26 protein-coding genes are annotated in these 26,407 nt (G+C 59.6%); 15 read left to right on the top strand and 11 right to left on the bottom strand.

Annotated features, from left to right (window positions below):
* Nucleotides 1-145: 145 nt before the first annotated feature.
* The 3 genes from ACODR9_RS05250 to ACODR9_RS05260 form a co-directional block, all read right to left on the bottom strand.
* Nucleotides 146-1,009 (bottom strand): septal ring lytic transglycosylase RlpA family protein, encoded by an 864-nt coding sequence (locus tag ACODR9_RS05250; RefSeq protein ID WP_488808008.1) that lies wholly within the window; start codon nt 1,007-1,009, stop codon nt 146-148.
* A gap of 199 nt (nt 1,010-1,208) precedes the next feature.
* Nucleotides 1,209-1,673 (bottom strand): tRNA (uridine(34)/cytosine(34)/5-carboxymethylaminomethyluridine(34)-2'-O)-methyltransferase TrmL, encoded by a 465-nt coding sequence (gene trmL, locus ACODR9_RS05255; RefSeq protein WP_488808172.1) that lies wholly within the window; start codon nt 1,671-1,673, stop codon nt 1,209-1,211.
* A 40-nt stretch (nt 1,674-1,713) separates the two neighbouring features.
* Nucleotides 1,714-2,424, bottom strand: coding sequence for a ComFC family protein (locus tag ACODR9_RS05260; protein WP_488808009.1), 711 nt, complete (start codon nt 2,422-2,424; stop codon nt 1,714-1,716).
* A 128-nt stretch (nt 2,425-2,552) separates the two neighbouring features.
* Between ACODR9_RS05260 and bioB the strand changes: the two genes are divergently transcribed.
* From bioB to ACODR9_RS05295, 7 genes are all read left to right on the top strand, one after another.
* Nucleotides 2,553-3,536, top strand: coding sequence for a biotin synthase BioB (bioB, locus tag ACODR9_RS05265; protein ID WP_488808011.1), 984 nt, complete (start codon nt 2,553-2,555; stop codon nt 3,534-3,536).
* A gap of 107 nt (nt 3,537-3,643) precedes the next feature.
* Nucleotides 3,644-4,798 carry an 8-amino-7-oxononanoate synthase gene (gene bioF, locus ACODR9_RS05270; protein ID WP_488808013.1) on the top strand — a complete coding sequence of 385 codons (1,155 nt, stop codon included), beginning with the start codon at nt 3,644-3,646 and terminating at the stop codon, nt 4,796-4,798.
* Nucleotides 4,799-4,863: 65 nt separating this feature from the next.
* Nucleotides 4,864-7,710, top strand: coding sequence for a putative bifunctional diguanylate cyclase/phosphodiesterase (locus ACODR9_RS05275; RefSeq protein ID WP_488808014.1), 2,847 nt, complete (start codon nt 4,864-4,866; stop codon nt 7,708-7,710).
* 98 nt (nt 7,711-7,808) lie between these two features.
* Complete coding sequence (gene bioH, locus ACODR9_RS05280; protein ID WP_488808015.1) at nt 7,809-8,573, top strand: pimeloyl-ACP methyl ester esterase BioH; 765 nt, start codon at nt 7,809-7,811, stop codon at nt 8,571-8,573.
* On the top strand, nt 8,570-9,484 hold the full coding sequence (bioC, locus tag ACODR9_RS05285; RefSeq protein ID WP_488808016.1) for a malonyl-ACP O-methyltransferase BioC: 915 nt from the start codon (nt 8,570-8,572) through the stop codon (nt 9,482-9,484). The genes bioH and bioC overlap by 4 nt, the downstream gene beginning before the upstream one ends.
* Before the next feature lie 167 nt (nt 9,485-9,651).
* Complete coding sequence (locus tag ACODR9_RS05290; protein ID WP_488808017.1) at nt 9,652-10,542, top strand: patatin-like phospholipase family protein; 891 nt, start codon at nt 9,652-9,654, stop codon at nt 10,540-10,542.
* 153 nt (nt 10,543-10,695) lie between these two features.
* Complete coding sequence (locus ACODR9_RS05295; protein ID WP_488808018.1) at nt 10,696-11,349, top strand: glutathione S-transferase family protein; 654 nt, start codon at nt 10,696-10,698, stop codon at nt 11,347-11,349.
* A gap of 6 nt (nt 11,350-11,355) precedes the next feature.
* On the opposite strand, the gene dinB is transcribed toward ACODR9_RS05295, so the two are convergent.
* The 3 genes from dinB to ACODR9_RS05310 all read right to left on the bottom strand — a co-directional run bounded on the left by dinB (nt 11,356) and on the right by ACODR9_RS05310 (nt 13,606).
* On the bottom strand, nt 11,356-12,417 hold the full coding sequence (gene dinB, locus ACODR9_RS05300) for a DNA polymerase IV (RefSeq protein ID WP_488808019.1): 1,062 nt from the start codon (nt 12,415-12,417) through the stop codon (nt 11,356-11,358).
* A gap of 12 nt (nt 12,418-12,429) precedes the next feature.
* Complete coding sequence (locus ACODR9_RS05305) at nt 12,430-12,738, bottom strand: Rdx family protein (RefSeq protein ID WP_488808020.1); 309 nt, start codon at nt 12,736-12,738, stop codon at nt 12,430-12,432.
* 394 nt (nt 12,739-13,132) lie between these two features.
* Nucleotides 13,133-13,606 carry a copper chaperone PCu(A)C gene (locus ACODR9_RS05310; protein WP_488808021.1) on the bottom strand — a complete coding sequence of 158 codons (474 nt, stop codon included), beginning with the start codon at nt 13,604-13,606 and terminating at the stop codon, nt 13,133-13,135.
* A gap of 183 nt (nt 13,607-13,789) precedes the next feature.
* Between ACODR9_RS05310 and ACODR9_RS05315 the strand changes: the two genes are divergently transcribed.
* The 5 genes from ACODR9_RS05315 to ACODR9_RS05335 all read left to right on the top strand — a co-directional run bounded on the left by ACODR9_RS05315 (nt 13,790) and on the right by ACODR9_RS05335 (nt 16,832).
* Complete coding sequence (locus ACODR9_RS05315; protein ID WP_488808022.1) at nt 13,790-14,434, top strand: MarC family NAAT transporter; 645 nt, start codon at nt 13,790-13,792, stop codon at nt 14,432-14,434.
* Between the two features lie 77 nt (nt 14,435-14,511).
* On the top strand, nt 14,512-15,333 hold the full coding sequence (locus ACODR9_RS05320) for an AraC family transcriptional regulator (RefSeq protein WP_488808023.1): 822 nt from the start codon (nt 14,512-14,514) through the stop codon (nt 15,331-15,333).
* Nucleotides 15,334-15,406: 73 nt separating this feature from the next.
* Nucleotides 15,407-15,802 carry a GFA family protein gene (locus ACODR9_RS05325; protein WP_488808024.1) on the top strand — a complete coding sequence of 132 codons (396 nt, stop codon included), beginning with the start codon at nt 15,407-15,409 and terminating at the stop codon, nt 15,800-15,802.
* Nucleotides 15,799-16,515 carry an AzlC family ABC transporter permease gene (locus tag ACODR9_RS05330; RefSeq protein WP_488808026.1) on the top strand — a complete coding sequence of 239 codons (717 nt, stop codon included), beginning with the start codon at nt 15,799-15,801 and terminating at the stop codon, nt 16,513-16,515. The genes ACODR9_RS05325 and ACODR9_RS05330 overlap by 4 nt, the downstream gene beginning before the upstream one ends.
* Nucleotides 16,512-16,832, top strand: a complete 321-nt coding sequence (locus ACODR9_RS05335; protein WP_488808027.1) for an AzlD domain-containing protein — start codon at nt 16,512-16,514, stop codon at nt 16,830-16,832. Before ACODR9_RS05330 ends, ACODR9_RS05335 begins: the two co-directional genes overlap by 4 nt.
* 159 nt (nt 16,833-16,991) lie before the next feature.
* Here the strand turns inward: ACODR9_RS05335 and rodA are convergent, their stop codons facing one another.
* From rodA to ACODR9_RS05360, 5 genes are read right to left on the bottom strand one after another with little or no spacing between them, the layout of a single operon-like run.
* Nucleotides 16,992-18,092: a rod shape-determining protein RodA gene (gene rodA, locus ACODR9_RS05340; protein ID WP_488808028.1), complete on the bottom strand. Its 1,101-nt coding sequence runs from the start codon at nt 18,090-18,092 to the stop codon at nt 16,992-16,994.
* Nucleotides 18,067-20,007 (bottom strand): penicillin-binding protein 2, encoded by a 1,941-nt coding sequence (gene mrdA, locus ACODR9_RS05345; RefSeq protein ID WP_488808029.1) that lies wholly within the window; start codon nt 20,005-20,007, stop codon nt 18,067-18,069. Before mrdA ends, rodA begins: the two co-directional genes overlap by 26 nt.
* A 3-nt stretch (nt 20,008-20,010) precedes the next feature.
* A complete protein-coding gene (mreD, locus tag ACODR9_RS05350) occupies nt 20,011-20,514 on the bottom strand; it encodes a rod shape-determining protein MreD (RefSeq protein WP_159880240.1) in 504 nt (167 codons plus the stop codon).
* 2 nt (nt 20,515-20,516) lie between these two features.
* A complete protein-coding gene (mreC, locus tag ACODR9_RS05355) occupies nt 20,517-21,422 on the bottom strand; it encodes a rod shape-determining protein MreC (RefSeq protein WP_159880238.1) in 906 nt (301 codons plus the stop codon).
* 53 nt (nt 21,423-21,475) lie between these two features.
* The gene (locus ACODR9_RS05360; RefSeq protein ID WP_103522960.1) at nt 21,476-22,519 is read right to left on the bottom strand and encodes a rod shape-determining protein; all 1,044 of its coding nucleotides are present in this window, start codon (nt 22,517-22,519) and stop codon (nt 21,476-21,478) included.
* 310 nt (nt 22,520-22,829) lie between these two features.
* Between ACODR9_RS05360 and gatC the strand changes: the two genes are divergently transcribed.
* From gatC to gatB, 3 genes are all read left to right on the top strand, one after another.
* Entirely contained in the window at nt 22,830-23,117 is a 288-nt protein-coding gene (gene gatC, locus ACODR9_RS05365) for an Asp-tRNA(Asn)/Glu-tRNA(Gln) amidotransferase subunit GatC (protein WP_488808031.1), read from the top strand.
* A 126-nt stretch (nt 23,118-23,243) separates the two neighbouring features.
* Nucleotides 23,244-24,695, top strand: coding sequence for an Asp-tRNA(Asn)/Glu-tRNA(Gln) amidotransferase subunit GatA (gene gatA / locus ACODR9_RS05370; RefSeq protein WP_488808033.1), 1,452 nt, complete (start codon nt 23,244-23,246; stop codon nt 24,693-24,695).
* A gap of 64 nt (nt 24,696-24,759) precedes the next feature.
* Nucleotides 24,760-26,190: an Asp-tRNA(Asn)/Glu-tRNA(Gln) amidotransferase subunit GatB gene (gene gatB, locus ACODR9_RS05375; RefSeq protein WP_488808035.1), complete on the top strand. Its 1,431-nt coding sequence runs from the start codon at nt 24,760-24,762 to the stop codon at nt 26,188-26,190.
* Nucleotides 26,191-26,407: the final 217 nt, after the last annotated feature.

Raw genomic sequence — 26,407 nt, forward strand, 5'->3', positions numbered from 1 at the left:
AATTAAGGCCTTTACCCCGGCGCTTTGTGCGCCGGGTTTTTTATTGCCTGCCGCCGCGCACATCAGACAGAAATAAAAAAAGCGAGAGCATGGTGCTCTCGCTTGCGATCCTGCCCCATCCCGCACGGTATGGCGGGAGGGTGCATCAGTCCTTCATTACCACATTTTCCACTTTCAGGCTTTCCGCAGCACTGCGTACGGCAGCATCGTTCGGAAAGGGCCCCAGGCGGACCTTGTAGTTGCCCTGCTGGTTGATGATGCCCAGTTTGGCGTCGTAATGATCATCCATCTCGTCCAGCATCTTCTTCAACAGCGCTTCTGCATTGGCCAGCTTGTTGAAGGAGCCCAGTTGCAGGAAGCGCGGATTGTCTTCCTTGCGGATTTCCGGGCTATTGCTGGCAACAGCTTCACCACCGGCTACCGGCCATACACGTTCGATGCTGACACGGGCGCTGCCTTGCTTGACGAAGCCAAGCTTGTAGGCGGCAGCATAGGACAAGTCCATGGCACGATTCCGGTGGAAAGGACCACGGTCGTTGATGCGAACGATCACCGACTTGCCATTGGACGCATTGGTCACCCGTACATAGCTGGGAATCGGCAGGGTCGGATGGGCCGCTGTCATGGCGAACATGTCGTAACGTTCACCAGAAGTGGTTTTCCGGCCTTGAAACTGTTTGCCATACCAGGAGGCCACGCCAGTGGCCTTGAATGGCTTTTCACTAGTGTCAGGGCGGAAACTCATGCCCATCGCCGAATACGGCAGGTTGGCTGACTTGATCAGCGGTTCTGACTGGGGTACTGCATCCGGTACCAGATTCAGGTTGACCGGGATATGGTCGGCAGGGCCATCTTTTTGAAAATAGGCACCGCCCTTGTTGTTGGCTACGGTGGGCTTATTGGTCGGCTTGGCCGACTGGCTGGTGGCGCTCGCCGTCTTCACGGTGGAGCAGGCCACGAGTACGAGACTGACAAAAACAAGCCACAGCCATCGGAGTACTGGTTGCATAGACCTCCCTTATGCTGTTGGGCACATCAAAAAACGTCGGCGGATACTGCCCTTGCGGGCGATACCCCCTGCCTTCGCGTACATGGACTGCTTGCCTGCTGCCTGTGCCGTGACTGGCTCAGGTTCGGCATGCCGTCCGCTTCACTTCAGGCATCAACATTTCTTGCTGGCCCGTTAGTGTTGGCCGGCCTGTGAACTGTTAGCTTCCTCCTGCAAAACCGAGCTGCCGCCACGCTTCGAACACCGTGATCGCGACGGCGTTGGAAAGGTTCAGGCTTCTCGATTCGGGACGCATGGGCAAACGAATCCTCTGTGTGGAAGGAAAATCCTCCAGCACTTCTGGCGGCAAGCCGCGGGATTCGGGACCGAACAGCAATACGTCCCCAGATTGGAAAGAAATCTGGTCATGGCGCGTGGCGCCTTTGGTTGTTGCAGCGAAAATCCGCCGTCCTTGCAGGGCCTGCTGGCAGGCAGCCCAGTTTTCATGGACAACGACACGGGCATATTCGTGGTAATCAAGCCCCGCGCGTCGCAACTTGGCATCCTCCATGGGAAAACCCATGGGTTTGACCAGATGCAGTTCACAGCCGGTGTTGGCACATAAACGAATCACATTGCCCGTATTGGGCGGGATTTCCGGCTGAAAAAGAACAACGGTGAACATCGTTGGCTGGCTGGATTGTTCCAAAGAATCAAAATCTTGGTCAAGTTTTTAGGAAAGATGCCCTGCAGAGCACCCACGTATCGACCCGTTTTGCCCCCTGTTTTTTGAGCTTTTCAGCCAGGGCAGACAGGGTTGCTCCACTGGTTGCCACATCATCCACAATGGTGATGGAAAGCCCGTCAATGCGTTGTTTTACGCCAAATGCATTGCGGACATTTCGGCTTCTTTCGGCACGTCCGAGAGAGGCTTGCGGCACAGTGTTGCGTTTTCGCCAACACAGTGTGGCAGAAAAACGGCTTTGCATTGTAGCAGCGATTGCCTGGGCCAGTGGAATGCTCTGATTAAAGCCGCGTTCTGCAAGTCGTTCTTTTGACAAGGGAACGGGGATGACCAGATCGCTGTATACCGGGGTTTTTTCGGCAAATTCTGCCATTAGTCTGGCTAGTGTTCCGGTCATTTCCAGCCGCTTTCCGTACTTCACTGCATAAATAATTGCATTCAGGGGGTAGCCAAACAGGTATGGAGTGTGTATGGCATCGAAAGCCGGTGGGTGGCGCAGGCAAAAGCCGCAGATATCCCGCGTCAGTGCTGGTTCTGCGCAAACTGGGCAATGAATGGCTGGCAAGGGCGGCAAGCTGGCTTTGCAGCCGGCACACAGCCCGATGGGGCAGTTTGGGTGATTACACAACAAACAGTTCTGATTAAATATTGAGCAATTGTCAATAAATTTTCTTTTGATATTTGACAGCATGGGAAGCCCTCTGCAAGACTGCGGCCAGACACTCTCAGGCATGCTGTTTTTTTCTTAAATTATCCATTTGTTCAGTTGTAATTTGGCAATAAATACAATTGGCATTTTTGTTGCAAAGAAAGCGCATTATGACCACGCAATCTATCCAGTTTTCCCGTCCGGCCACGCCCCATCCGGAGAGCAATGTCTGGTCGGTAGCAGAAATTGAAGCCCTGCTGGACCTGCCCTTTATGGAGGTGGTTTTCCGGGCGGCCGAGATTCACCGCCAGTTTTTTGATCCGGCCAAGGTTCAGCTGTCTACGCTGATTTCTATCAAGACCGGTGGCTGTCCGGAAGATTGCGGCTACTGCCCGCAGTCGGTTCATCACGATACCCCGGTGGAAAACCAGCCAATGATGACGGTGGATGAGGTGATTGATGCTGCACGCACCGCCAAGGCCAATGGTGCCGGTCGCTTCTGCATGGGTGCCGCCTGGCGCGGCCCGAAGGATGCGGACCTGGAGCAGACCCTGCGCATGGTCAGTGAAGTGAAATCGCTTGGTTTGGAAACCTGTGCCACTTTTGGTTTGCTGAAAGACGGCCAGGCGGAAAAGCTGAAACAGGCTGGTTTGGATTATTACAACCATAATCTGGATACCGCACCGGAAAAGTATGGTGACATCATCCATACCCGCGAGTACGAAGACCGCCTGGACACGCTGGGCAAGGTGCGCGGTGCTGGCTTGTCGGTATGTTGTGGCGGTATTGTTGGCATGAATGAAACCCGTCAGGATCGAGCCGGCCTGATTGCACAGCTGGCCAATCTGGAGCCGCAGCCGGAGTCGGTGCCGATCAACAATCTGGTGAAGGTGGGTGGCACACCGCTGGAAGGGGCCGACCCGCTGGATTGGACCGAATTTGTGCGTACCATCGCGGTTACCCGCATCACCATGCCCAGAAGTTATGTGCGCTTGTCGGCAGGTCGTCGCGAAATGCCCGAGGCAATGCAGGCGCTGTGCTTTCTGGCCGGTGCTAACTCGATTTTCTATGGCGACAAACTGCTGACGACAGGAAATCCTGACGTTGATGCCGACCGCGCCCTGATGGAAAAACTGGACTTGTCACCGCTGTAAATCTTCTGGTTTTACCGTGTCAATTCGGTCGGATTTTTGCAATGTATATATAAGGAATACTTTTGCCCGAATCCGGCCTGTTTTAGCCCAATTTTCCGGAAAGCCCCATGCGAGCCCAAGATATCCCCGGCGCACTGCAGGAATTGCAACAGCAACACCAGTTCCGGCAGCGTCACATTCTGGAAACGCCACAGTCCTGCCAAGTGGTCATCGAGGGTAAAAGCTATGTGGCATTTGCCAGCAACGACTATCTGGGGCTGGCCAATCACCCGGCGCTCATTGCCGCTACGCAGCAGGCGCTGGGTCGCTGGGGGGTAGGGGGCGGCGCCTCACATCTGGTGGCAGGACACTTTGCCGTACACGAGGAGGCTGAGCAGGCGCTGGCCGCATTTTGTGGCAGTGAAGCTGCCCTGTTGTTTAGCTCTGGCTATGCGGCCAATCAGGCGGTAATCACCAGTCTGGTGGGACGGGGAGATGCCGTGTTTGCCGACAAGCTGAACCATGCATCGCTGAATGATGCCTGCCAACTGTCGCGCGCAAGTTTTCGTCGCTTTCGCCACAATGATCTGGCGCAACTGGAGCACCTGCTGGCCACCACGCCAGCCAGAACACGGCTGATCGCTGTGGATGCGGTGTACAGCATGGACGGCGATGAAGCACCACTAAAGAAACTGCAGCAGCTGGCCGATAAATACGATGCCTGGCTTTATATCGATGATGCGCACGGGTTTGGCGTGCTTGGTGAGGGGCGTGGTTCGGCTGTGGAAAACGGCCTGCACAGCGAGCGGCTGATCTACATGGCTACACTGGGCAAAGCGGCTGGCGTGGCGGGTGCCTTTGTTGCCGCTAGCCAGCCATTGGTGCAATGGCTGGTCAACAGCGCCCGGACCTATATCTTTACCACTGCCCAGCCACCTGCCCTGGCGGCTGCCGTACTGGCCAGCCTGCAGCTGATTGCTAACGAGCCCTGGCGCCGCCAGCGTCTGCAGCAGCATGTACGCCGAGTGCGGGAAAGACTCGCTGACGTAAATTTTCAGCTGATGTCATCGCGAACGCCGATACAGCCGATTATCATAGGCAGGAACGAGCAGGCAATGTTGCTGGCTGCACGATTGAAGGAGCGTGGATATTGGGTGCCTGCAATACGGCCACCCACCGTACCTGAGGGGACGGCTCGTCTGCGGATCACTTTGACGGCGGCCCACACGGCGGACCAGCTGGAGGGTTTGCTGGATTGCGTGGTGTCGGCAACACAGCCATAGGGGATGGCTGCGTCTGTTTCGTGGCATGACCGGATTTTCCGGCTAACTCATACTACGATAATGACATGAAGAGTACGGCTGATTACCTGTCTACACAGCAAGAGGCTGCCAATATCGCCCTGGCACTGATCCAGCGTTCGGACGAGCTTGTTGCTGCTGCGGTCTGGGCACTGGTGGGCACAAGCTGGCAATGTCTGGCTACCCTGGGCGCGGCGGACAACCTGACCCCTGCTTCGGCATTGGCGGCCGGGCGGCTTCCCGGACCGGATGGCGGCGCGCTGCCCTTGATGCAGCATGGCGAAACCGTTGGCTGGTTGGTTTGGCGCGGCAAGATTGCCGACAATGTGGCTGCAGTAGCCACATTGCTGACCGGGCATTTGCAGAGCGCGAGACTGCATTCTGCCCAGTCCCGTGCCCGGGTCATGAACGAGACCCTGCTGGAAATCAGCCAGCTGCCCAGTGAATGCGCCACCCTGGATGAAATGCTGCCCAAGCTGCACCGGCTGCTGATGCGGCTGATGGATGCCAGCAATTTCTATATTGCCCTCTACGACGAGCAGGCCAGCAGCCTGCACTACCCCTTTTATACCGATCAGCTCGACCCGGCCCCACCGGAACCGGAAGAAATGTTTTCCGGGGAGCAGAACGATCGTTCGCTCACTGCCTGGCTGATGCGCATGGGCAAACCGCTGGTACTGACACGCGAACGCCTGCAGGAAATCTGCCAGCAGGAAAAGCTGCTACGGAACGGGCCGGTACCGGAGCTGTGGATGGGTGTGCCGCTGAGCAATGCCAATAATGCGGTGATCGGTGCTGCCGTCTTGCAGTTTTACGCCAGCCAGGAGCCATGCACCTCGGCTGAGCAAGCCTTGTTCCTGTTTGTCACCCGGCATATTGGTTATGCGCTGGACCGCATGCTGTACCGCAGCCAGCTGGAGCGGCAGGTATGGCTGCGCACCTGCGAGCTGGAGGGCGTGAACGCAAGGCTGCGGTCGGAAATTTCCGAGCGACAGCGGGCCGAGCGGTTTCAGGATGTGCTGTATCGCATTGCCGACCTGTCCAATACCAGCCTGTCGCTGGAGGCTTTTCTGGCCGGCGTGCACCGCTTGCTGATGGAGCTGGTGGCCGCACGCAATTGTCAGGTGGCCCTATACAATATGGACAGCGACTTGCTCAGCTTTCCCTATTGCTCGGATGACTACCTGCAGGTCAGCAAGTCGCGCCGACCCGGCAAGGGACAACTGGAGCAGGTGCTGCACAGCGGACGGCCATTGTTGCTGGACCGCGTTCCTGCTATTCCGTCCTTGCCGGACACGCCGAATGTGCCGGCCATGCACAGCTGGCTGGGGGTGCCGCTGTATTGCGGACATGAATTGCTGGGTGTGCTGTCAGTACACAGCTATCAGGAAGACGTGGTCTATAGCTACCGTGACCAGGAAGTCATGGAGTTTGTTGCCAACAATATCGGCACGGCACTGGCACGTGTACGGGCCATGCAGGAATTGCAGAACGCCTACGCCGAGCTGGAAGAGCGGGTGCGAGAACGCACCAGCGAGCTGGATGCCGTCAATGCGCAGCTGGAATTCGACAGCCTGCACGACCCGCTGACCAAGCTGCCCAACCGCAACTATTTTGCCAAAACCCTGCGTCGTGCCTGGGATGGCTATCTGGCAGGCACCGGTGCCCGCTTCAGCGTCATCTTTATCGACCTGGACCGCTTCAAGCTGGTGAACGATACCCTGGGTCATCTGGCGGGGGATCATCTGCTGTTTGAAGCGGGTGCCCGCATCCGCTCTTGCTTGCGTCACTATGACTTCCTGGCACGGCTGGGGGGCGATGAATTTGCCATCCTGCTGTTTGGCACCGAGATGCTGGAAGGCTGCGAAATGATTGCGCGGCGCATTGTCAGCGAGTTCGAACGCCCGGTCATTCTGGCTGGCCGCGAGGTGTTTTCCACGGCCAGTGTTGGTGTGGTGCTGGCTGACCGCGACCACTATCACAAGGCGGAAGAACTGCTGCGCGATGCCGATCATGCCATGTACTGCACCAAGCAGCAGGGGCGGCAGGGCTATACCGTGTTCAATCATCAGCTGCGCATCAATCAGGCCGACCAACTGGCACTGGAGAGCGAGCTGCGGCGGGCGCTGGAAGTGGACGACCAGCTACAGCCTTATTTCCAGCCCTTTATCGATGCACGCACTGGTGAGCTGGTTGGCTTTGAATCCCTGGTGCGTTGGCTGCACCCGGTGCGCGGCCTGATTTCACCGGCGCTGTTTCTGCCGGTGGCCGAAGAAAGTGGCCTGATTACGCGGGTAGACCGCTACATGATTAATGCCGCTTGCCGTCAGCTGCGGCAGTGGCTGGATGAAAACCGGGTATCGCGTGACATCGCGCTGCACATCAATCTGTCGTCGGCCAATTTCCACGATCCGGAACTGGTCAGCTGGATGCGCGGCATTATTGAAAGTTATCAGCTGCCAGCTGCGATCCTACATCTGGAAATCACCGAAAGCGCACTGATTGACGTGCCGGAAATCGCCGCCACCGTCATGCATGCCCTGCACGACCTGGGTGTCAAACTGGCGCTGGATGACTTCGGCACCGGCTACTCGGCGCTGTCCTACCTGCACCGTTACCGCTTTGATGTGCTGAAGATAGACCAGAGCTTTGTGCTGGATGTGGATCGCAAAGAAGAATCGGCCGCCATTGTGCGCGCCATTCTGGCACTGGCGCAGGCATTGGGGCTGGATGTGGTGGCCGAGGGAGTGGAAACCGCTGAGCAGCTGGCCCGGCTGCAGGAAATGGGCTGTGCCAAATTGCAGGGCTATTATTTTGCGGCACCCATGTTGGCCAATGCCATTGATTGGGAACGGCTGGCCCGTTTCGTCCAGGAATTCCGCCATGCAGCCTGAGCCAGCGGCAATCCGCCGTGTTGTCCGGCCAGGTGCTGGCGGTTTTCTTTTCATCCCGCTACTTGCGAAAATTGCCACGGCCCCCCATTTAACTGCCCATGAATCTGTTTGTTGAAAGCCGTGGCCGTGGCCCGGATGTGGTCATGCTGCACGGCTGGGGCCTGCATGGCGGCGTGTTCGACCGTGTCGCCAGCCAGTTGGCTGACCGTTTCTGCGTGCATCTGGTCGATCTGCCCGGTCATGGCGCATCTGCCCCCTTGGCGCGCTTTGACGCTGACGCCGTGGCCGACCTGGTCGATGCCCAATTCCCCTTTCCGGTACAAGTTGTCGGCTGGTCGCTGGGCGGGCTGATTGCCCAGCACTGGGCGGCCCGTCATCCGGATAAGGTTAAAAGTCTGGCACTGATTTCCACCAGTCCGCGCTTTGTGCGTGATGACAGCTGGCCGCATGCCCAGCAGCGTGCTGCCATCGAGGCGGTGGGTGCCAGCCTGGATAGCGCCTTCGAACAGACGCTGGAGCGCTTTCTGGCGCTGCAGATGATGGGCGCCCCGGCGGCGCGCGACACCGTCAAGGCCGTGCGCGAGCAGCTGTTTGCCCATGGCCGCCCACAGGGGCTGTTACCCGCATTGCAACTGCTGCTGGAGGCGGACGCCCGTGCGCTGGCCGGGCAGATTCAGTGCCCAGTAGCGCTGTTTTACGGTGTGCGCGATGCCATCACCCCCATTGGCGCGGGCCGCTGGCTGCAAGCCGCACTGGCCGACGCCACCTTGCATGAATTCACCCAGGCTTCGCATGCGCCATTTTTGTCCCATCAGGACGAGTTTGTCGCCAAGCTGGCCCAGCATCTGGAAGCCTCTGCATGAGCGAAGCGTTTTACACCGACAAAGACCGTATCCGTGCCTCATTCGAGCGCGCGGCCACCAGTTATGACGCTGCCGCCGTCTTGCAGCGTGAAGTATCCGACCGCATGGCCGAGCGCCTGTCCTACATCAAGCACCAGCCGCAGGTGATTCTGGATGCTGGCACCGGCACCGGTTATGGTGCTGCCCAGCTGCGTGCCCAATACCCGGACGCCCAGGTGCTGGAGCTGGATCTGGCCCATGCCATGCTGTGTGCCTCGCGCGAGCGCCAACGCGCTGGTGATGGCCTGCTGAAAAAACTGTTCAAGCGCAGCCAGCCCTGGCAAGTGTGTGCCGATGTAGAAAAACTGCCGCTGGCGGATAACAGCGTGGACATGATCTGGTCCAATCTCACCATTCAATGGGTGAACATTCCGGACAGCGTGTTCAGCGAATTCGAGCGCGTGCTCAAGCCGGACGGTATGCTGATGTTTTCCACCCTGGGCCCCGACACCCTGTTCGAGCTGCGCGAAGCCTTTGGTGGTGTGGACCATGCCACCCACGTCAACCAGTTCATCGACATGCACGACCTGGGCGATGCCCTGATGCGCGTGGGTTTTGCCGAGCCGGTGATGGACATGGACAAGATTGTGCTCACCTACGACAAGGTGCGCGACGTGATGCACGACCTGAAAGCCATCGGGGCGCACAACGCCACCCGCGAGCGCAGCCGTGGCCTGATGGGCAAGCAGGCCTGGCAGCGGGTGGAAGCCGCCTACGAAGCCCGCCGCCGCGACGACAAGCTGCCGGCCACCTATGAAGTGGTGTATGGCCATGCCTGGAAAAGCACGCTGAAGAAAAAGGGCAATACCCTGCCGGATGGCCGTCAGGTGATCGAGTTCGTCAAACCTGGCAGCTGGCCGGGCAAGGCCTGAGCGCTTTGATGTCGTATGCCCTGCGCGACAGCCGGCACCGAATCCACCCGGTGTCTGGCGCTGTGCGCAGGCATGATTTCCTGAGCACGACCGGGAACCATGTTGCACCGCAGTAATCGAATGATCCCATTACGCATTCAACCCCGTCACTACCCGTACCCGCTATCATGATGCTCCTACGCCGCCTGATGCCGGCCAGCCTGCTGGTCCTGCTGGCCGCCTGTACCATTACCCAACCCAAAACTGAAATCACCGCTCCGAAAGTCCCGGTCAAGCCGCGCGTTGCGCTGGCACTGGGGGGCGGGGCAGCCAAGGGCTTTGCTCACATCGGCGTCATCAAGGTGCTGGAAGCCAACGGCATCGTACCGGACATCATCACCGGCACCAGCGCTGGCAGCGTGGTGGGCAGCCTGTATGCCTCCGGCCTCAACGGCATGCAGCTGCAGGCCAAGGCCATGCAGCTGGATGAATCCGAACTGACTGACTGGACGCTGTCCACCAAGGGCTTCCTCAAGGGTGAGAAGCTGGAGAACTACATCAATACCCAGCTGGGCAACCGGCCCATCGAAAAGCTGCCGCGCCGCTTGGGCATCGTTTCTACCGAGCTGGATTCTGGTCAGAAAGTGGTGTTCCGTACCGGGAATACCGGCCAGGCGGTGCGGGCCTCGGCCAGTATTCCCAATGTCTTCCTGCCGGTGGTGATTGGCGGCAAACGCTATGTTGATGGCGGCCTGGTCAGCCCGGTGCCGGTATCCGCCGCGCGCGAGATGGGGGCCGATTTTGTCATTGCGGTGGATATTTCCGCCAAACCCAAGGCTGGCAAGGCCACCGGCCTGTTCTCCATGCTGGACCAGAGCTTCAACATCATGAGCGGCCCCACGCTGGCCGCCGAGCTGAAACAGGCCGACCTGGTGATTCGTCCCAATGTGCTGAATATTGGCTCGGCTGACTTTGAAGCCCGCCATCAGGCTATTCTGGAAGGCGAAAAGGCCGCGCAGCAGCTGATGCCACTGCTACGCAGCCGCTTGCAGCAAAAGGCGCTGGCCCTGGCCCGCTAAACCCGGCCCGGCTGGCCGTCGCCCTGAAAGATGGCATAATGCAGGCGTTGTCGGTCAAGGCGGCCTGACAACGCCTGTTTTGCCATGCGCCACGTACGGTACGGCGCAAAGCATCCATATTCATTTCAGGGCAGAGCCCGCAAGGAAATCCGCATGATCAAGCTCTACGGCGTGCCGCTGTCTGCCTACTACAACAAGGTAAAAATTGCCTTGCTGGAGAAGGGTGTCAACTTCCAGGAAGTATCGCTGCGCCCGTCGCAGGAACCGGCCATGCTGGAACAAAGCCCGATGGGCAAGATTCCCTATGTCGATATCAACGGTCATGCCCTGTCAGAATCCACGGTGATTCTGGAGTGGCTGGAAGATGCCTACCCCACCGCCGCGCTGCTACCGCCCACCCCGAATGGCCGTGCCAGCGCCCGCGAGCTGATGACCATACTGGATTTGTACCTGATGCCGGCAGTCGGCCCGCTGTATCGTCACCTGCTGTTTGGTACCGCGCTGGATGACGCCGCCAAGGCCAGTGCCCGCGCGGCAATCGAGCGCAGCCTGCTGGCTGTATCGCGCCTGGTGCAGTACGGCCCGTGGCTGGCCGGCGAGTATTTCAGCTTTGCCGATATCTCCGCCGCCTGTGTGCTGCCGCTGGTGGCCTCGTCCACCCGTGAAATCTACGGCGAAGATCTGACCACCATCATTCCGGGTATTGCAGACTACCTGCTCTTGCTGGGCAAGCGTCCCAGTGTGGCCCGCATGTGGCAGGACAGCGCCGCTGCCCGTGCTGCCTATTTGGAAGCCCGCCAGCAGTAAGCCTGTCTACAATTCAAACAGCGGTAATTGCTGTGGCTGGTCGGCCTCGTCGGCCAGCCTTACTCCCACCCCCACCAGCCGTACCGGTCGCTGGCCGCGTTCGAAGGCGATACTCAACAGCTCGGTATAGGCCGCCGCTGTCAATTGTCGGCCAGTCTGCTCGGCGGTGGTCTGGCTGAAGTCGGCAAACTTCAGTTTCACGCTCAGTCCCTTGAATGGCGGATTTTCTGCCCGTGCAATCCGGCCTTGCAGTTTGAGCATCAGCTCCGGCAGTTTGCCCAGGCAGGCTGCAAGGTCTGGCAGATCCTGCACATAGGTTTCTTCCACGCTGATGGATTTGCGGCTGCGGTCGGTGCTGACCGGCCTCTCATCTTCGCCACGTGCCAGCGCGTACAGCCGCTCGCCAAAACGACCGAAATGCCGTATCAGGTCCACCGCCTCCCACCGGCGCAAATCGCTACAGCGGTGAATGCCCAGTTTTTTCAGATGGGCTGCCGTGACTTTGCCCACGCCATGAATTTTTTCCACCGGCAGTTGCAGCACGAAGGCGTCGACATCTTGCGGGCGAATCACGAACTGCCCGTCCGGCTTGTTCCAGTCGCTGGCAATCTTGGCCAGAAACTTGTTGGGGGCAATGCCGGCAGAGGCGGTAATGCCTACTTCGGCCTGAATCTGACGGCGGATGGCAGATGCCATGCGGGTGGCGCTGCCCTGCTCATGCGGCTGGGTGCTGACATCCAGATAGGCCTCATCCAGCGATAGCGGCTCGATCAGCGGGGTGTAGCGCTCATAGATGGCCATGATCTGCTGGCTGGCCGCGCGATAGCGGGCCATGTCCGGCGGCAGAATCAGCAACGGCGGACACAGGCGCAGTGCCCGCGCCGACGACATGGCGCTGTGCACGCCAAAGCGGCGGGCGATGTAGTTGCAGGTGGCAATCACGCCACGGCTGTCCGGCTGCCCACCCACCGCCAGCGGGATATCGCGCAGCGCCGGGTTATCGCGCATTTCGATGGCGGCATAAAAGCAGTCGCAATCGACGTGGATGATCTTGCGTTGGCCGGTCATGCGTATGGGTGATTAGTCGGCAGGGCGCTCGCTGTGGCCCAGTGACTTGTCCGGTGCCACCCGGTCGCGCACCAGTTGCTTGAGCTGCTTGATGTCGGGGAAGCCGCCGTCTTGCTTGCGGTCCCAGATTTGCTCGCCATCCACACAGACCCGGAATACCCCGCCGCTTCCCGGGCGCAGGGCCACTTCCGCCAGTTCTTTTTCAAAGGTGGTGAGCAGCTCTTGCGCCATCCAGGCGGCACGCAACATCCAGCGGCAACCGGTGCAGTATTCGATGCTGATACGGGGTAATGCAGAGGGGGAATGCGTGGTGGCGGTCATGGCAGGCTGGCAATAGAAGAATGCCGGATAGCATAACGCAGAATGAGGAAAAATCCGCCGGTTCCCTGAGTCGATCTATTTATTTGACGGGCCTTGCTGTGCAAGGTCCGCTCCTCCATCGTGTTGACTCTTTTGGTGCAGACTTGGCGCTTACTACTGTTAGGGTAACCGGCGGACTGAGCAGTACAGAGCGTTGTTCAACTCAATTTCCGGACGCCAGTTTGCCCAAGCTTGGTGCATCGGTAAAGCGAATACTCTAATAAGGGCCATATGCTGCATTGCACGATGTCACATTGGCGCAACGCCAGGCAGAAAAATGCCCGCTTTTGCGGGCATGTGAATGATTTGGCCAGAAAATTCACTACTCCAGCAGTGAATTTCACTGGCTGCAGCCTTAGTGGCCACTGTGTTCCATTGCGGTCGGAGTATCTTTTTCAACCTGCACGTCCACGGTGATGCTGCCGGACTTGGCAAATTTCAGCGTCAGCGGGAAATGCTCGCCCGCCTTGAGCGGCTGCTTCAGGCCCATCAGCATGATGTGGTAGCCACCGGGGGCAAATTTCACTTCACTCCCCGCTGCCACGGCCACGCCGCCGCTGACTTCACGCATGCGCATCACACCGTTGTCGTTGAGATGGACATGCAGTTCGGCCTTGTCGGCGCGCGGTGTGCTGGCAGACAGCAGGGTGTCGGCTTGTTTGCCGGTGTTCTTGATACTCAGGTAGGCCGCGCCGGTGGGGCTGGCTTCCGGCATGGCCCGGCTCCAGGGATGGCCCAGTTCCAGTGCGCCCAGAGTGAAACTGTGGGCAGACACGGTTGCCGCCAGCAGCAGGCTGGACAGCAGGGTAAGCAGACGGGGCAGGGTCATGGACATCTCCGGTGTTGGGTTGCGGGCAAATTAGCATAGTTCAGACCCGGTTGCCTGCGGCAAAGTGCCGCAGACGGCGGATTGCCGGGATGCGACATCGCGCAGGCACAGGCACGACGCCGGGCTATCATTTACCCGGCAGATAATTATAATCGTTAGCTTATATTTAATGGTTTTGTCATCATGCTGGAAACCCTGTCGCTGAAGTTTCTGTTTGGTGGTCTGCTCAGTCTGATCACCATTACCAACCCGCTGTCCAAGATTCCGCTGTTTATCTCGCTAACCCAGGACATGAGCGAGGCGGGGCGGGCCAATCAGGCGCGCCGGGCCTGCCTGTTTGCCGCAGCCATCATGCTGGTCAGTCTGCTGGCCGGTAACCTGATCATGGCCGCCTTCGGTATTTCCTATGGTGCGCTGCGCATTGCCGGCGGGCTGGTGGTGGCGGTGCTGGGCTACCGCATGTTGTTCTTGTCACAGGACCCGGGCATGGCCCCGAAAACCGGCGAACGTGAGGACTATGCCTTTTTCCCGCTGGCCATGCCCGGCATCAGCGGGCCTGGCACCATTGCGGTGGTGATCGGCATTTCCACTGAAATTGCCGAGTTGGCTGGCTGGCCGGCCAAGGCGCTGGCCTTTGGCATGACCTTTGTCGCCATTGCCGCCACCAGCCTGGGCATGTGGTTGGTATTGCGCTCGTCGGTAATCATTTCCGCCCGTTTGGGGCGTGGCGGACGTGAGGTAACCACCCGGCTGATGGGCTTTTTGCTGATTTGCGTTGGTGTGCAGTTTGTCGGTTCCGGCATTCGCACCTTTATGGCCGGTTCCTGAGACGGCAAGATCGTTCAAGTTTTCAGCTGGTGGCTGTGCCAGAATAAGCGGGACGCTGTCTGTCCCGGTTTCCTGCCATGTCCGAATCTGAATACTCCCGTTTTTTCCGCGCCGACGATATCGCGCCGCTGGAATGCCTGGATGCCTTTTACCGGGAACAGGTATTCGCACCGCATTTTCACGAAGAATATGTGGTGAATGCGTTGCTGGCCGGGGCGCAGGCTTATCGGCATCGCGGCGGCAACCATATTGCCGGGGTGGGTGCGCTGGTGTTGATGAACCCTGGCGAGGTGCATACCGGAGAGTGCGCTCACCAGCAGGGCTGGGCCTATCGCGGTTTTTATCCTTCCTCTATCCTGATCTGCCAGTTGGCGGCAGAGATCAGCGGCCAGCCGGGTGTCACCCCCTATTTTCGCGAAACCGTGGTGTTCGACCCACCCTTGGCAGCGCAATTGAACCAGCTGCACCAGGTGCTACGCGACAGCCGTGATGTCTTGCAGCGCGAATCGGCCCTCTATGCCGTGTTCAGTCAGGTGGTGCAGCGGCACATGCTGATTAGCGAGCGGCGGCAGCGCCCGTGGCCGCAGGCGGTGGAGCGGGCCCGGCAGATGCTGGCCGACTGTGTGGCAGACAATCTGTCGCTGGCCACCCTGGCGGCGGCGGTTGGGCTGTCGCCCTGGCAGCTTAACCGGCAGTTTTCCCGTTACCTGGGCCTGCCGCCGGTGGCCTGGCGCAATCAGTTGCGCGTGGTACGCGCCCGGCAAATGCTGGCTGGGGGGCATAGCCCGGCGGCTGCGGCGCAGGCACTGGGCTTTGCCGACCAGCCCCATCTCACCCGCATATTCCGTCTGGCGCTGGGCATCACCCCGGCGGCTTACCAGCGCAGCCTCCGGCGCTGAGCGCAAGATCGTTCAAGCTGGCAAGCCATTGGCATGGTAGGGTAGAACTGTTCCCAATCATGATTCCCTGCCCATGTCTTATACCGGCTCCTGTCATTGCGGTGCAGTACGTTTTCGTCTGCATGCCGAACCCGAAGAACTCACTACCTGCGATTGTTCCTTGTGCGTGAAGAAAAACGCACTGATGACGCGGGTGCATGAAAGCCAGCTGGAGATCCTGTCCGGTACCGATGCGCTGAGCGAGTACCGCTGGAATACCGGCATTGCCCGTCACTTCTTCTGCCAGCATTGCGGCATTTATACCTTCCATCGCAAGCGTGCGATGCCGGATTACTATGGCGTGAATATTCACTGTCTGGACGATTTCGATCACCGCACGCTGCCGGTCCGTGCTACCGAAGGGGCCAATATGAGCCTGCATGGCGACAGCCTGCGTGAAGTCTGGCCCGGCCCACGGGAGGCATCATGAGTGGGGCCTTGTCGCGCCGTGCGCTGCTGCTGGAGGGCGCACGCGATACCGTGCCCATGCTGGTGGGCGCAGCCCCGTTCGGGGTGATCTTCGGCACGTTGTCGGTGGCCTCCGGCCTGTCCGCCACCGCCAGTCTGGGTATGTCCTTGCTGGTGTTTGCCGGCTCTTCGCAATTTATTGGTGTCAGCCTGATTGGTGCCGGTACGGCCTTGCCGGTGTTGTGGCTTACCACCTTTGTGGTGAATCTGCGCCATGCACTGTACAGCGCCACCTTGCTGCCCTTTGCCCGCGACTGGCCCTTGCATTGGCGCTGGCCGCTGGCGTTCTGGCTGACCGATGAAACCTTTGCCGTGGTGGAGCACCGCTTTCGCACCAAGGGGGCAGAGGGCGGTCAGTGGTACTGGCTGGCATCCTCGCTGGCCATGTATGGCAACTGGGTGTTGTGGACGGCGCTGGGGGTGAGTTTGGGGCAATCGCTGCCCGGCCTGGCCAACCTGGGGCTGGACTTTGCCATGGGGGCGACATTCGCCGCCATCGTGGCACCGCAGCTCAAACGACGCCCGGCGCTGGGCGCTGCCGTAGCTGCCAGTGTGGTGGCCATGCTGGCGCGCGGCCTGCCCTACAAGCTGGACCTGATGCTGGCGGCGGTAGTGGGGGTGGCAACGGGTCTGCTGCTGGAAGAATGGAACAAGCGCAAGGAGCGGACAGTATGAATCATTGGCTTGCCATTGGCGGCATGATGCTGCTGACCGTGCTGATTCGCGCCAGCTTTCTGGTGTTTGGCCAGCGCTTGGCTTTTCCGGACTGGCTGAACCGCGCCCTGCACTATGTGCCGCCGGCTGTGTTGTCGGCGCTGGTGGTGCCGATGGCGCTGGCACCGGCAGGCACGGTGGACATCAGCCTGCACAATGCCTATTTGCCGGGCATCATCGTGGCGGCATTGGTGGCATGGAAAAGCGGCAAGACCCTGCTGGCGATTGTGATCAGCTTTGTGGTGTACGGTGTGTGGCGCTGGGGGCTGGGTCTTTAAGACCTGCTAACACCCCCCCGGCTCCTGCGTTGCGCCTTCTTGTCGTACTCGCTGTTCAGTCTGCATCGGCGCGCCTTGGCCCGGATTCTCGACGCGGCTTTGTCAGTAGCGCCAAGGACCGCGTGATGGCCAGACCGGTGTGGACGGTCTGGCGACAGCTTAGCGGCGGGCGTTGCCTATGCTCATCAGCATGCCCATGCCGACAAACAGGGTGACGGTGGCAGTACCGCCGTAGGACACAAAAGGCAGCGGCACGCCCACCACCGGCAGAATGCCCGCCACCATGCCCATATTGACGAAAGCATAGACAAAGAAGGACAGGGTGATGGCGCCAGCCATGGCGCGGCCATACAGGGTTTGCGCACCAGCGGTAATCAGCATGGCGCGGCTGAGCACCAAGGTGTAGAGAATGACCAGAATGATATTGCCCACCAGGCCGAATTCCTCGGAATACACGGCAAAGATGAAGTCGGTGGTGCGTTCCGGGATGTAGTCCAGATGGGTCTGGGTGCCATTGAGCCAGCCCTTGCCCCAGGGGCCGCCGGAGCCGATGGCGATCATGGACTGGATGATGTGATAACCGGCACCCAGCGGGTCTTCCATCGGGTCGATCATGGTCATCACCCGACGGCGCTGATAGTCGTGCAGCATGTTCCACACCACCGGCATGCAGGCCCCCGCAGCCACCATGCCGCCCAGAATCACCTTCCACGGCAGGCCAACAAAAAACAGCACAAAGAAGCCGGAAGCGGCAATCAGCATGGTGGTGCCAAGATCAGGCTGCTTGAGTACCAGCGCGCAGGGGATGGCAATCATCACCGCCGCCACCAGATAGTGCCACCAGCGCATCGACAGTTCGTATTTCTGGAAGAACCAGGCCAGCATCATCGGCAGGGCAATCTTCATGATCTCCGAAGGCTGGATGCGGGTGATGCCCAGCTCCAGCCAGCGGGTGGAGCCGTTTACCGTCACCCCCTTGAAATGCACCGCCAGCAACAACACCACGCCGATGCCGTAAATCGGCGGGGCAAAGTTCATGATACTTTGTGGTCGGCTGCGTGCCAGCAGCCACATGATGGTGAGCGACAGCAGGGTATAAACCAGCTTGTTGTCGATCTTGTCCAGGCCCTGGTTGTTGGCGGAGTACAGCACCACCAGGCTGAGGGCGAATATCAGGCCCAGGAACAGCATCAGCGGGCCATCCAGCGGGGCCTTGATGGTTAGCCACAGGCGTTTAATCAGATGTGGCTGCAGCGTCATCGGCAGTATCCATTGGCATGGTCTTCATGTCTCCGCTGATGGAGCTGGGGACCTTGCCGGTGATGTAAAAGTCGAACAGGCCACGCGCAATTGGCGCCGCCGCAGCCGCGCCGAAACCGGCGTTTTCCACAATGACCGCAACGGCAATGCGTGGCTTGTCCACCGGGGCAAAAGCCACGAACCAGGAGTGGTCACGGTACTGCTCGGCTAGGGCAGAGGCGTTGTACTTGGCCCCCTGCTTGATGGCCACCACCTGTGCAGTACCGGTTTTACCAGCCATGGTGTAGGGCAGGCCTATGCCCAGCCGCCAGGCGGTGCCGCCCGGTTTCAGTACCGATTGCATGGCGGCCTTCACATACTCGAAGTTTTCCTTCTTGAACGGCAGCGTGCGATCCGGCTTGGCTTCGATCAGGCGACTCTTGCCAGTTTTTGCATCCACCACCTCCTGCACCAGGTGCGGCTTGTATGCCACGCCATCATTGGCCAGGATGGCCACGCCATTGGCCATTTGCAGCGGGGTGTAGGCATTAAAGCCCTGGCCGATGCCGATGCTCACCACGTCGGCCGGATACCAGCGGCGGAATTCTTCCTTGAAGCGGGCAAAGCGCTTGGCTTTCCATTCCTTGGTGGGCAGCACGCCGCTGGCTTCGCCATCCAGATCGATGCCGGTAGGACGGCCCAGACCAAACTGGCCGACGGTGGGGGCAATCTTGTCGATGCCCATGTCCCAGGCCAGCTTGTAGAAAAAGGTATCACTGGAGACCTGGATGGCCTTGGCCAGATTGGCCGAGCCGTTACCGTTCTTGTTGCTGTCGCGAAACTGATGGCTGGAACCGGGCAGCGTGAAGAAGGCCGGTGCCGGGCGCACGTCGTGCATGCCGATGGAGTGGGTTTCCAGCGCCGCCATCGACATGAAGGGTTTGAAGGTGGAGCCGGGCGGGTAGGTGCCGCGCAGCGCACGGTTGATCATCGGCTTTTGCCAGTCACTGTTGAGCGCAGCCCAGCTTTGGCTGTCGATGCCATCGATAAACAGATTGGGGTCGAAACCCGGCTTGGACAGAAAGGCCAGCACGCCACCGGTTTGCGGGTCGATGGCCACCAGGGCACCGCGACGGTTGCCAAACAGCTTGTCGGCCACTTCCTGCAAGCGGATATCCAGCGCCAGTTTCAGATTATTGCCATTGACGGGCGGGGTACGGCGCAAGCTGCGGATGGCGCGGCCGCCGGAGTCGGTTTCCACTTCCTCGAAGCCCACCTGGCCGTGCAGATCATCCTCGTACACCGCTTCCAGGCCGGTCTTGCCGATGTAGTTGGTGCCCTTGTAATTGGTGGTCTTGTCCTCGTCGTCCAGCTGCTCCTGGTCTTTCTGGTTGATGCGGCCGATATAGCCCAGCACGTGGCTGGTGAGTTCCTTGTAGGGATAGTCGCGGAACAAGCGCGCCTTAACCTGCACTCCGGGAAAGCGCCAGGCATTGGCGGCCACGCGGGCGGCTTCTTCCTCGGACAGCTTGACCTTGAGCGGGATGGATTCGAAATCCTTGGATTCGCCCTGCAGTTTCTTGAACAGCTTTTCGTCACGCGGGGTGATGTTGACCAGTTTTTTCAGCTCGGCAACGGTGGCGTTCATGTCCGGCATCTTGCTGGGTACCAGTTCCAGCGTATAGGCAGAATAGTTCTGCGCCAGAATCACCCCGTTACGGTCCATGATCAGCCCACGGTTGGGCAGGATGGGCAGCAGAGAAATGCGGTTGTTCTGTGCCAGCGTGGAAAAGTGCTCGTACTGGTACACCTGCAGCCAAACAAAACGGGCAATCAGGATGCAGAACATCAGCAGCATGAACACGTAAGCCACGATGAGCCGGAGCTGGAATTGGCCGTCTTCAGCCTGCGAATTCTTGAAACGGGTGGGACGCACGACTTACACCGAGTGATGACGGTAGGGCAGCAGCAGCAGCTTGGTCAGCAGCGGCCATAGCAAGGCACCGATCAGGGGCGGCAGGAAATAGCTCCAGCCGACAAAGGCAGAGCCGGTGAGCATGCGCGCCACCACCATGATGCTCTGGTTACACAGCATCAGCCCCAGCACACTGAGTGCCTGCTGACCCAGATTGAACATGATCAGTTGGCGCTGACGGCTTAGTGCCAGATACGAGGTGGCGGAGTAAGCCAGTGCGTGCTGTCCCAGCATGCCAGCGGTGGCGATGTCGGCCACCAGTCCCATCAGGAAGGCAATGCCCACATTCACCCGGCGTGGCTGGTTGATCACCCAGTACAGTAGTACCAGGCTGATGAAGTCGGGCAGCCAGCGGGTGGAGCCATGCGGCAGCGGAATCATTTCCACCAGCACCGCCAGCAGCAGGGTCATGAAAATGAAGCGGCGCTTGACCGGCTTGAGCAATTCCTTGGGGCGGTCGAACGACATGCTTACTCCGAATCGGCGGGCTTCTTGCCCTTGGTCTTTTTCACGGGCACAACCGGCTCGGCCGGACGCGGCGGTGTCTGGCCCTTTTGCTGTAATACCAGTACATAACGGGTTTGTTGCACCCCGGCCAGCGGCTCGGTGGTGATGCGGCTGAAGGCCGCGCCGGCATTGCGTTCCACCTTGCTGACCCGCGCCACCGGCGTACCTTCCTGGTACAGGCCGTCAATGCCGGAGGTGACAATGCTGTCGCCTTCACGCACGTCAGCATGCAGCGGCAAATAGCGGATTTCCACGCCGCCGCCATAGCCATACAAAATGGCGCGCTCGCCGGTACGGGCAATCATCACCGGCACCATCTGGTTCTTGTCGATAATCAGCGACACTTCGGCAGTCAGCGGCTGTACCCGGGTAATCTGCCCCAGCAGGCCGCGTGCATCCACCACCGGCTGGCCCGGCTGCAGATTGGCATCGGCACCCTTGTCGATGATGATCTTGTAGGAGAAGGGGTCGCGACCGGTGTACAGGATTTCTGCCAGTTGGGCAGCATCGCTGCGACCAGCCTTGATGGCATTCAGGCCGCGTAGTTCGGTTAGTTCACGCTCTACGGTTTCCAGCCTGGCCAGCCGGGCGGACATTTCCAGCTGGCGGGTGCGCAACTGGTCGTTTTCGCTTTTGAGGTCGGCCTGCACGGTGAAGTAGTCACCAAAATGGCGCACCATGCCCAGCGGCATGTTGACCACACGCTGCAGGGGATAGAGCACCAGCGACATACCATCGCGGGCCTGTTCCATCAGTCCGTAGCGGCTATCGCCCACCAGAAGCGCGATAGAGGCCAGCACGCACAGAAACAGGCGTGTGCCGGGCTTGGGCCCGGAACGGAAAAAACTGGGGGTGTTGGCGAAGTCCATCAGGCGGTATGCCGCCCCTTGACGGGGCGGCAGCAACTCCGTTTAGGCAGCAATCAGGGTACGTTGGTGAAGATGGTGCCGATCTTGTCCATCTTTTCCAGCGCCTTGCCCGAACCACGCACCACGCAGGTGAGCGGCTCCTCGGCCACGAATACCGGCAGGCCGGTTTCTTCGGCCAGCAAGCGGTCGATGTCCTTGAGCAGCGCACCGCCACCGGTCAGCACCATGCCCTTGTCGGCAATATCGGCACCCAGTTCCGGCGGAGTTTGTTCCAGTGCAATCTTCACGGCAGACACGATCTGGTTCAAGGGCTCGGTCAGTGCTTCCAGGATTTCATTGGAAGAAACGGTGAACGCGCGCGGAATGCCTTCGGCCAGGTTGCGGCCCTTGACTTCCATTTCACGCACTTCGGCACCGGGGAAAGCCGAGCCGATGGTCTTCTTGATTTCTTCGGCGGTGGTTTCGCCAATCAGCATGCCGTAGTTGCGGCGAATGTAGTTGATGATGGCTTCGTCAAACTTGTCGCCACCTACGCGTACCGAGTTGGAGTACACCACACCACCTAGCGAGATCACACCTACTTCGGTGGTGCCACCACCGATGTCCACCACCATGGAGCCGGTGGGCTCCTCTACCGGCAGGCCGGCACCGATGGCAGCGGCCATCGGTTCTTCGATCAGTTCCACACGGCGCGCACCGGCAGCCAGGGCCGAGTCGCGGATTGCCTTGCGTTCCACCTGGGTAGAACCGCAGGGTACGCAGATGACGATGCGCGGGCTGGCTGCAAAGAAGCGGTTGGGGTTCACCTTTTTGATGAACTGCTTGAGCATCTGTTCGGTGACGGTGAAGTCGGCGATCACGCCGTCTTTCATCGGGCGAATGGCCTGGATGGAGCCCGGAGTACGTCCCAGCATGCGCTTTGCTTCCAGGCCGACGGCCAGGATGGATTTTTTGTTGGTGGGTACATCGCTGTGAATGGCGACCACGGATGGTTCGTCAAGCACGATGCCCTTGCCACGCATGTAAATGAGAGTGTTGGCCGTGCCAAGGTCGATGGCAAGGTCGTTGGAGAAGTATCCGGTGAGCGAACGAAACATTGGGCGGTCCTGGTTCAGTTTCCGTCAGTCGGGCGCGATGCGCGTCCGGCAAAATCTTAGCATGGGCTTGGCTTCCCGGTTTCCGACACGGCGCAGTTTTTCAGGCTAAGCTGGCGCTGCGGGCGGCGGCTCCCCGGGGGGACATCATTGTTGCATTGCAGCGAAGAAATAAACAGCGTTATAACAGGCAGATAACCCTGTTGCCGCATGCGCCTTTCCTGTTGCGATGTGTGATGTCGATCTTGGGAGAATCAAACCCCTTATGATACCCTATAAAGCTTGAAATATTAAAGGTTTTAACGAGGACGCCATGTCTCTGACGCACCAGGATGTCGCGCGGATTGCCAAGCTTGCCCGCATCAACGTAAACGATGAAGAAATCGCGGCAGTTGGCAACCAGCTTAACAATATTTTTGGCCTGATCGAGAAGATGCAGGCCGTCAACACCGATGGCATCGAACCGATGGCGCATCCGCAGGATGTAAGCCTGCGCCTGCGTGAAGACATCGTGACCCAGACCAACCAGCGCGAGGCATTTCAAGCGCTTGCCCCGCAGGTGGAAAAGGGTCTGTTCCTCGTTCCCAAGGTGATCGAGTGAGTTTCAGAGCAGCATGATTTCGGATGGTTCCCGCTTGGGAATGGCTTTTTCCGGATATATGCTGCCGGCCTGCCGTGGCAGGCGCACCCGCTCATCGATCCCAGCTTAACCGGATATCAAGACAAAATGACGAACGCCACCCTCAAGCAACTGTCGCAACAACTGGCGGCGGGTGCGGTGTCGAGCGTGGAATTGGCCACGCACTACCTCGACCGCATCGAGGCGCTGAACCCGCAGCTGAATGCCTTCATTACCGTAGACCGCGCCCGCACCCTGGCCGATGCCGCCGCAGCGGATGCCGCCCGCGCCGCCGGCCAGGCTGGCCTGCTTACCGGTGTGCCCATGGTGCACAAGGATATTTTCTGCCAGCAGGGCTGGAAAACCAGCTGCGGCTCCAAGATGCTGGACAACTTCATCTCGCCCTACAACGCCCATGTGGTGGAGCAGTGCAATGCCGCCGGACTGGTGACGCTGGGTCGCGCCAATATGGACGAATTTGCCATGGGCTCGTCCAATGAAAACAGCTACTACGGCGCAGTGAAAAACCCGTGGGATTTGAACGCCATTCCGGGCGGCTCCTCCGGTGGTTCGGCTGCTGCCGTGGCAGCGCGCCTGACGCCGGTGGCCACCGCCACCGATACCGGCGGCTCCATCCGCCAGCCGGCCAGCCATTGTGGCGTCACCGGCATCAAGCCCACTTACGGCGTGGTGTCGCGCTACGGCATGGTGGCTTTTGCCTCCTCGCTGGACCAGGGCGGCCCGATCGCCCAGACCGCCGAAGACTGCGCGCTGATGCTGAACGTGATGGCCGGTTTTGACGAGCGCGACTCCACCAGCCTGGAGCGTGCCCGCGAAGACTACACCCGCGATCTCAACCAGCCGCTGGCCGGATTGCGTGTTGGCCTGCCGCGCGAGTACTTTGCCGACGGCCTGGATGCCGACGTGGCCAAGATCATCGAAGATGCGGTAGCCGCGCTGAAAAAGCAGGGCGCCCAGGTGGTGGACATCAGCCTGCCCAATACCGAGCTGTCCATCCCGGCTTACTACGTGATTGCCCCGGCAGAGGCCTCCACCAACCTGTCGCGTTACGACGGCGTGCGTTACGGCCATCGTGCGGCAGAGTACAAAGACCTGGTGGACATGTATGAGAAGACCCGCGCCGAAGGCTTCGGCGACGAGGTGAAGCGCCGCATCCTGGTGGGCAGCTATGTGTTGTCGCACGGCTATTACGATGCCTACTATCTGAAGGCGCAGAAGATCCGCCGTCTGATTGCCAATGACTTCACCGCTGCCTTTGCGCAATGTGATGTCATCCTGGGGCCGGTCGCCCCGACGGCAGCCTTTGATCTGGGCCAGATGTCGTCGGACCCGGTACAGATGTACCTGTCCGACATCTACACCCTGTCGGTCAACCTGGCAGGCCTGCCAGGCATGAGCGTGCCGGCTGGTTTCGACCGCCGTGGCCGCCCGGTGGGTTTGCAGATCATCGGCAATTATTTTGGCGAAGCAAAAATGCTGAATGTGGCGCACCAGTTCCAGTTGGCTACCGACTGGCACACCCGCGCACCCGCCCTGTAATCAAGACCGAACAGGGGCGGCAACGCGCCAGCCCCTGTCGGCATAGCTAAAGGATTTCTCCGCGATGAAATGGGAAGTCGTCATCGGTCTTGAGGTGCATGTGCAGCTCAACACCGCTACCAAGATTTTTTCCGGCACCAGCACCGCCTTTGGTGCCGAGCCCAACACCCAGGCCTCGGCTGTGGAACTGGCCTTCCCCGGCGTACTGCCGGTGATGAACAAGGCGGTGGTGGAAAAAGCCATCCGCCTGGGCCTGGCACTGGGTTCCAAGATCAACCAGAAGAACGTGTTTGCGCGCAAAAACTACTTCTATCCTGATCTGCCGAAGGGCTACCAGATCAGCCAGATGGAGCTGCCGATTGTCGAAGGCGGCGTATTGCCGATTCTGGTGGGCGAGGAAGAAAAGCTGGTCAAGCTGACCCGCGCCCATATGGAAGAAGATGCCGGCAAATCGCTGCATGAAGACTTCAGCGGCATGACCGGTATCGACCTCAACCGTGCCGGCACCCCGCTGCTGGAAGTGGTGTCCGAGCCGGACATGCGTTCGCCGGAAGAGGCGGTGGCTTATGCCCGCGCCCTGCACAGCCTGGTAATGTGGCTGGGTATTTGCGACGGCAATATGCAGGAAGGCAGCTTCCGTGTGGATGCCAACGTCTCGGTGCGCCCGTTTGGCCAGCAAGAGTACGGTACCCGCCGCGAAATCAAGAACCTCAACTCCTTCCGCTTCCTGGAGCAGGCCATCAAGTATGAAATCCAGTGGCAGATCGATACCCTGGAAGATGGCGGCCGCGTAGAGCAAGCCACCGTGCTGTTCGACCCGGATAGCGGCGAAACCCGCATGATGCGTAGCAAGGAAGACGCGCACGACTACCGCTACTTCCCCGACCCGGACTTGCTGCCGGTACGCATCAGCGACGAGCAGATTGCCCGTATCCGCAGCGAAATGCCGGAACTGCCCGCCGCCATGAAGGCGCGCTTTGTCGAGGCTTTCGGCGTGTCGTCTTACGATGCTGCGCTGCTGACCGGTAGCCGCGCCACGGCAGAATACTTCGAAGCCGTGGCCCAGGCCTCTGGTCAGGGCAAACTGGCGGCCAACTGGGTGAATGGCGAAATTGCCGCTCGCCTGAACCGCGACGGCAAGGATATCGGCGACTGCCCGATTTCCGCCGAACGCCTCACCGGACTGATCCTGCGCATTGCCGACAACACCCTGTCCAGCAAACTGGCCAAGCAAGTGTTCGATGCCTTGTGGGAAAGCGATCTGCCCGCCGATGCCATCATCGAGCGTGACGGCCTGAAACAAGTGTCCGACGTGGGTGCCATCGAAAAAATGGTGGAAGAAGCCATTGCCGCCAACCCCAAGGCGGTGGAGGAATTCCGTGCCGGCAAGGAAAAGGCACTGAACGCGCTGGCCGGTCAGGTGATGAAAGCCTCCAAAGGCAAGGCCAATCCGGCCCAGGTGCAGGACATCCTGAAGCAGAAACTGGCTGGATAACCGGCTAAAACGCTGCCCGGTACAGCGTTTTCACGAACGGCATGCTGCGGCATGCCGTTCTGTTTTTGCATGCCCAGGCTTTCATGGCGGCTGGGATGTTGCGTAGTTGCTAATCTTTAATGTGCATGTCATTAAAAATCATTGTGTTGTCTTCCTGCACCATTCCAGTTCATAGCTCACTTTGACTGCTGTCATTAACTCCCTGATTTGACACGGA

The sequence above is a fragment of the Aquitalea sp. FG25 genome (genome assembly GCF_057809375.1).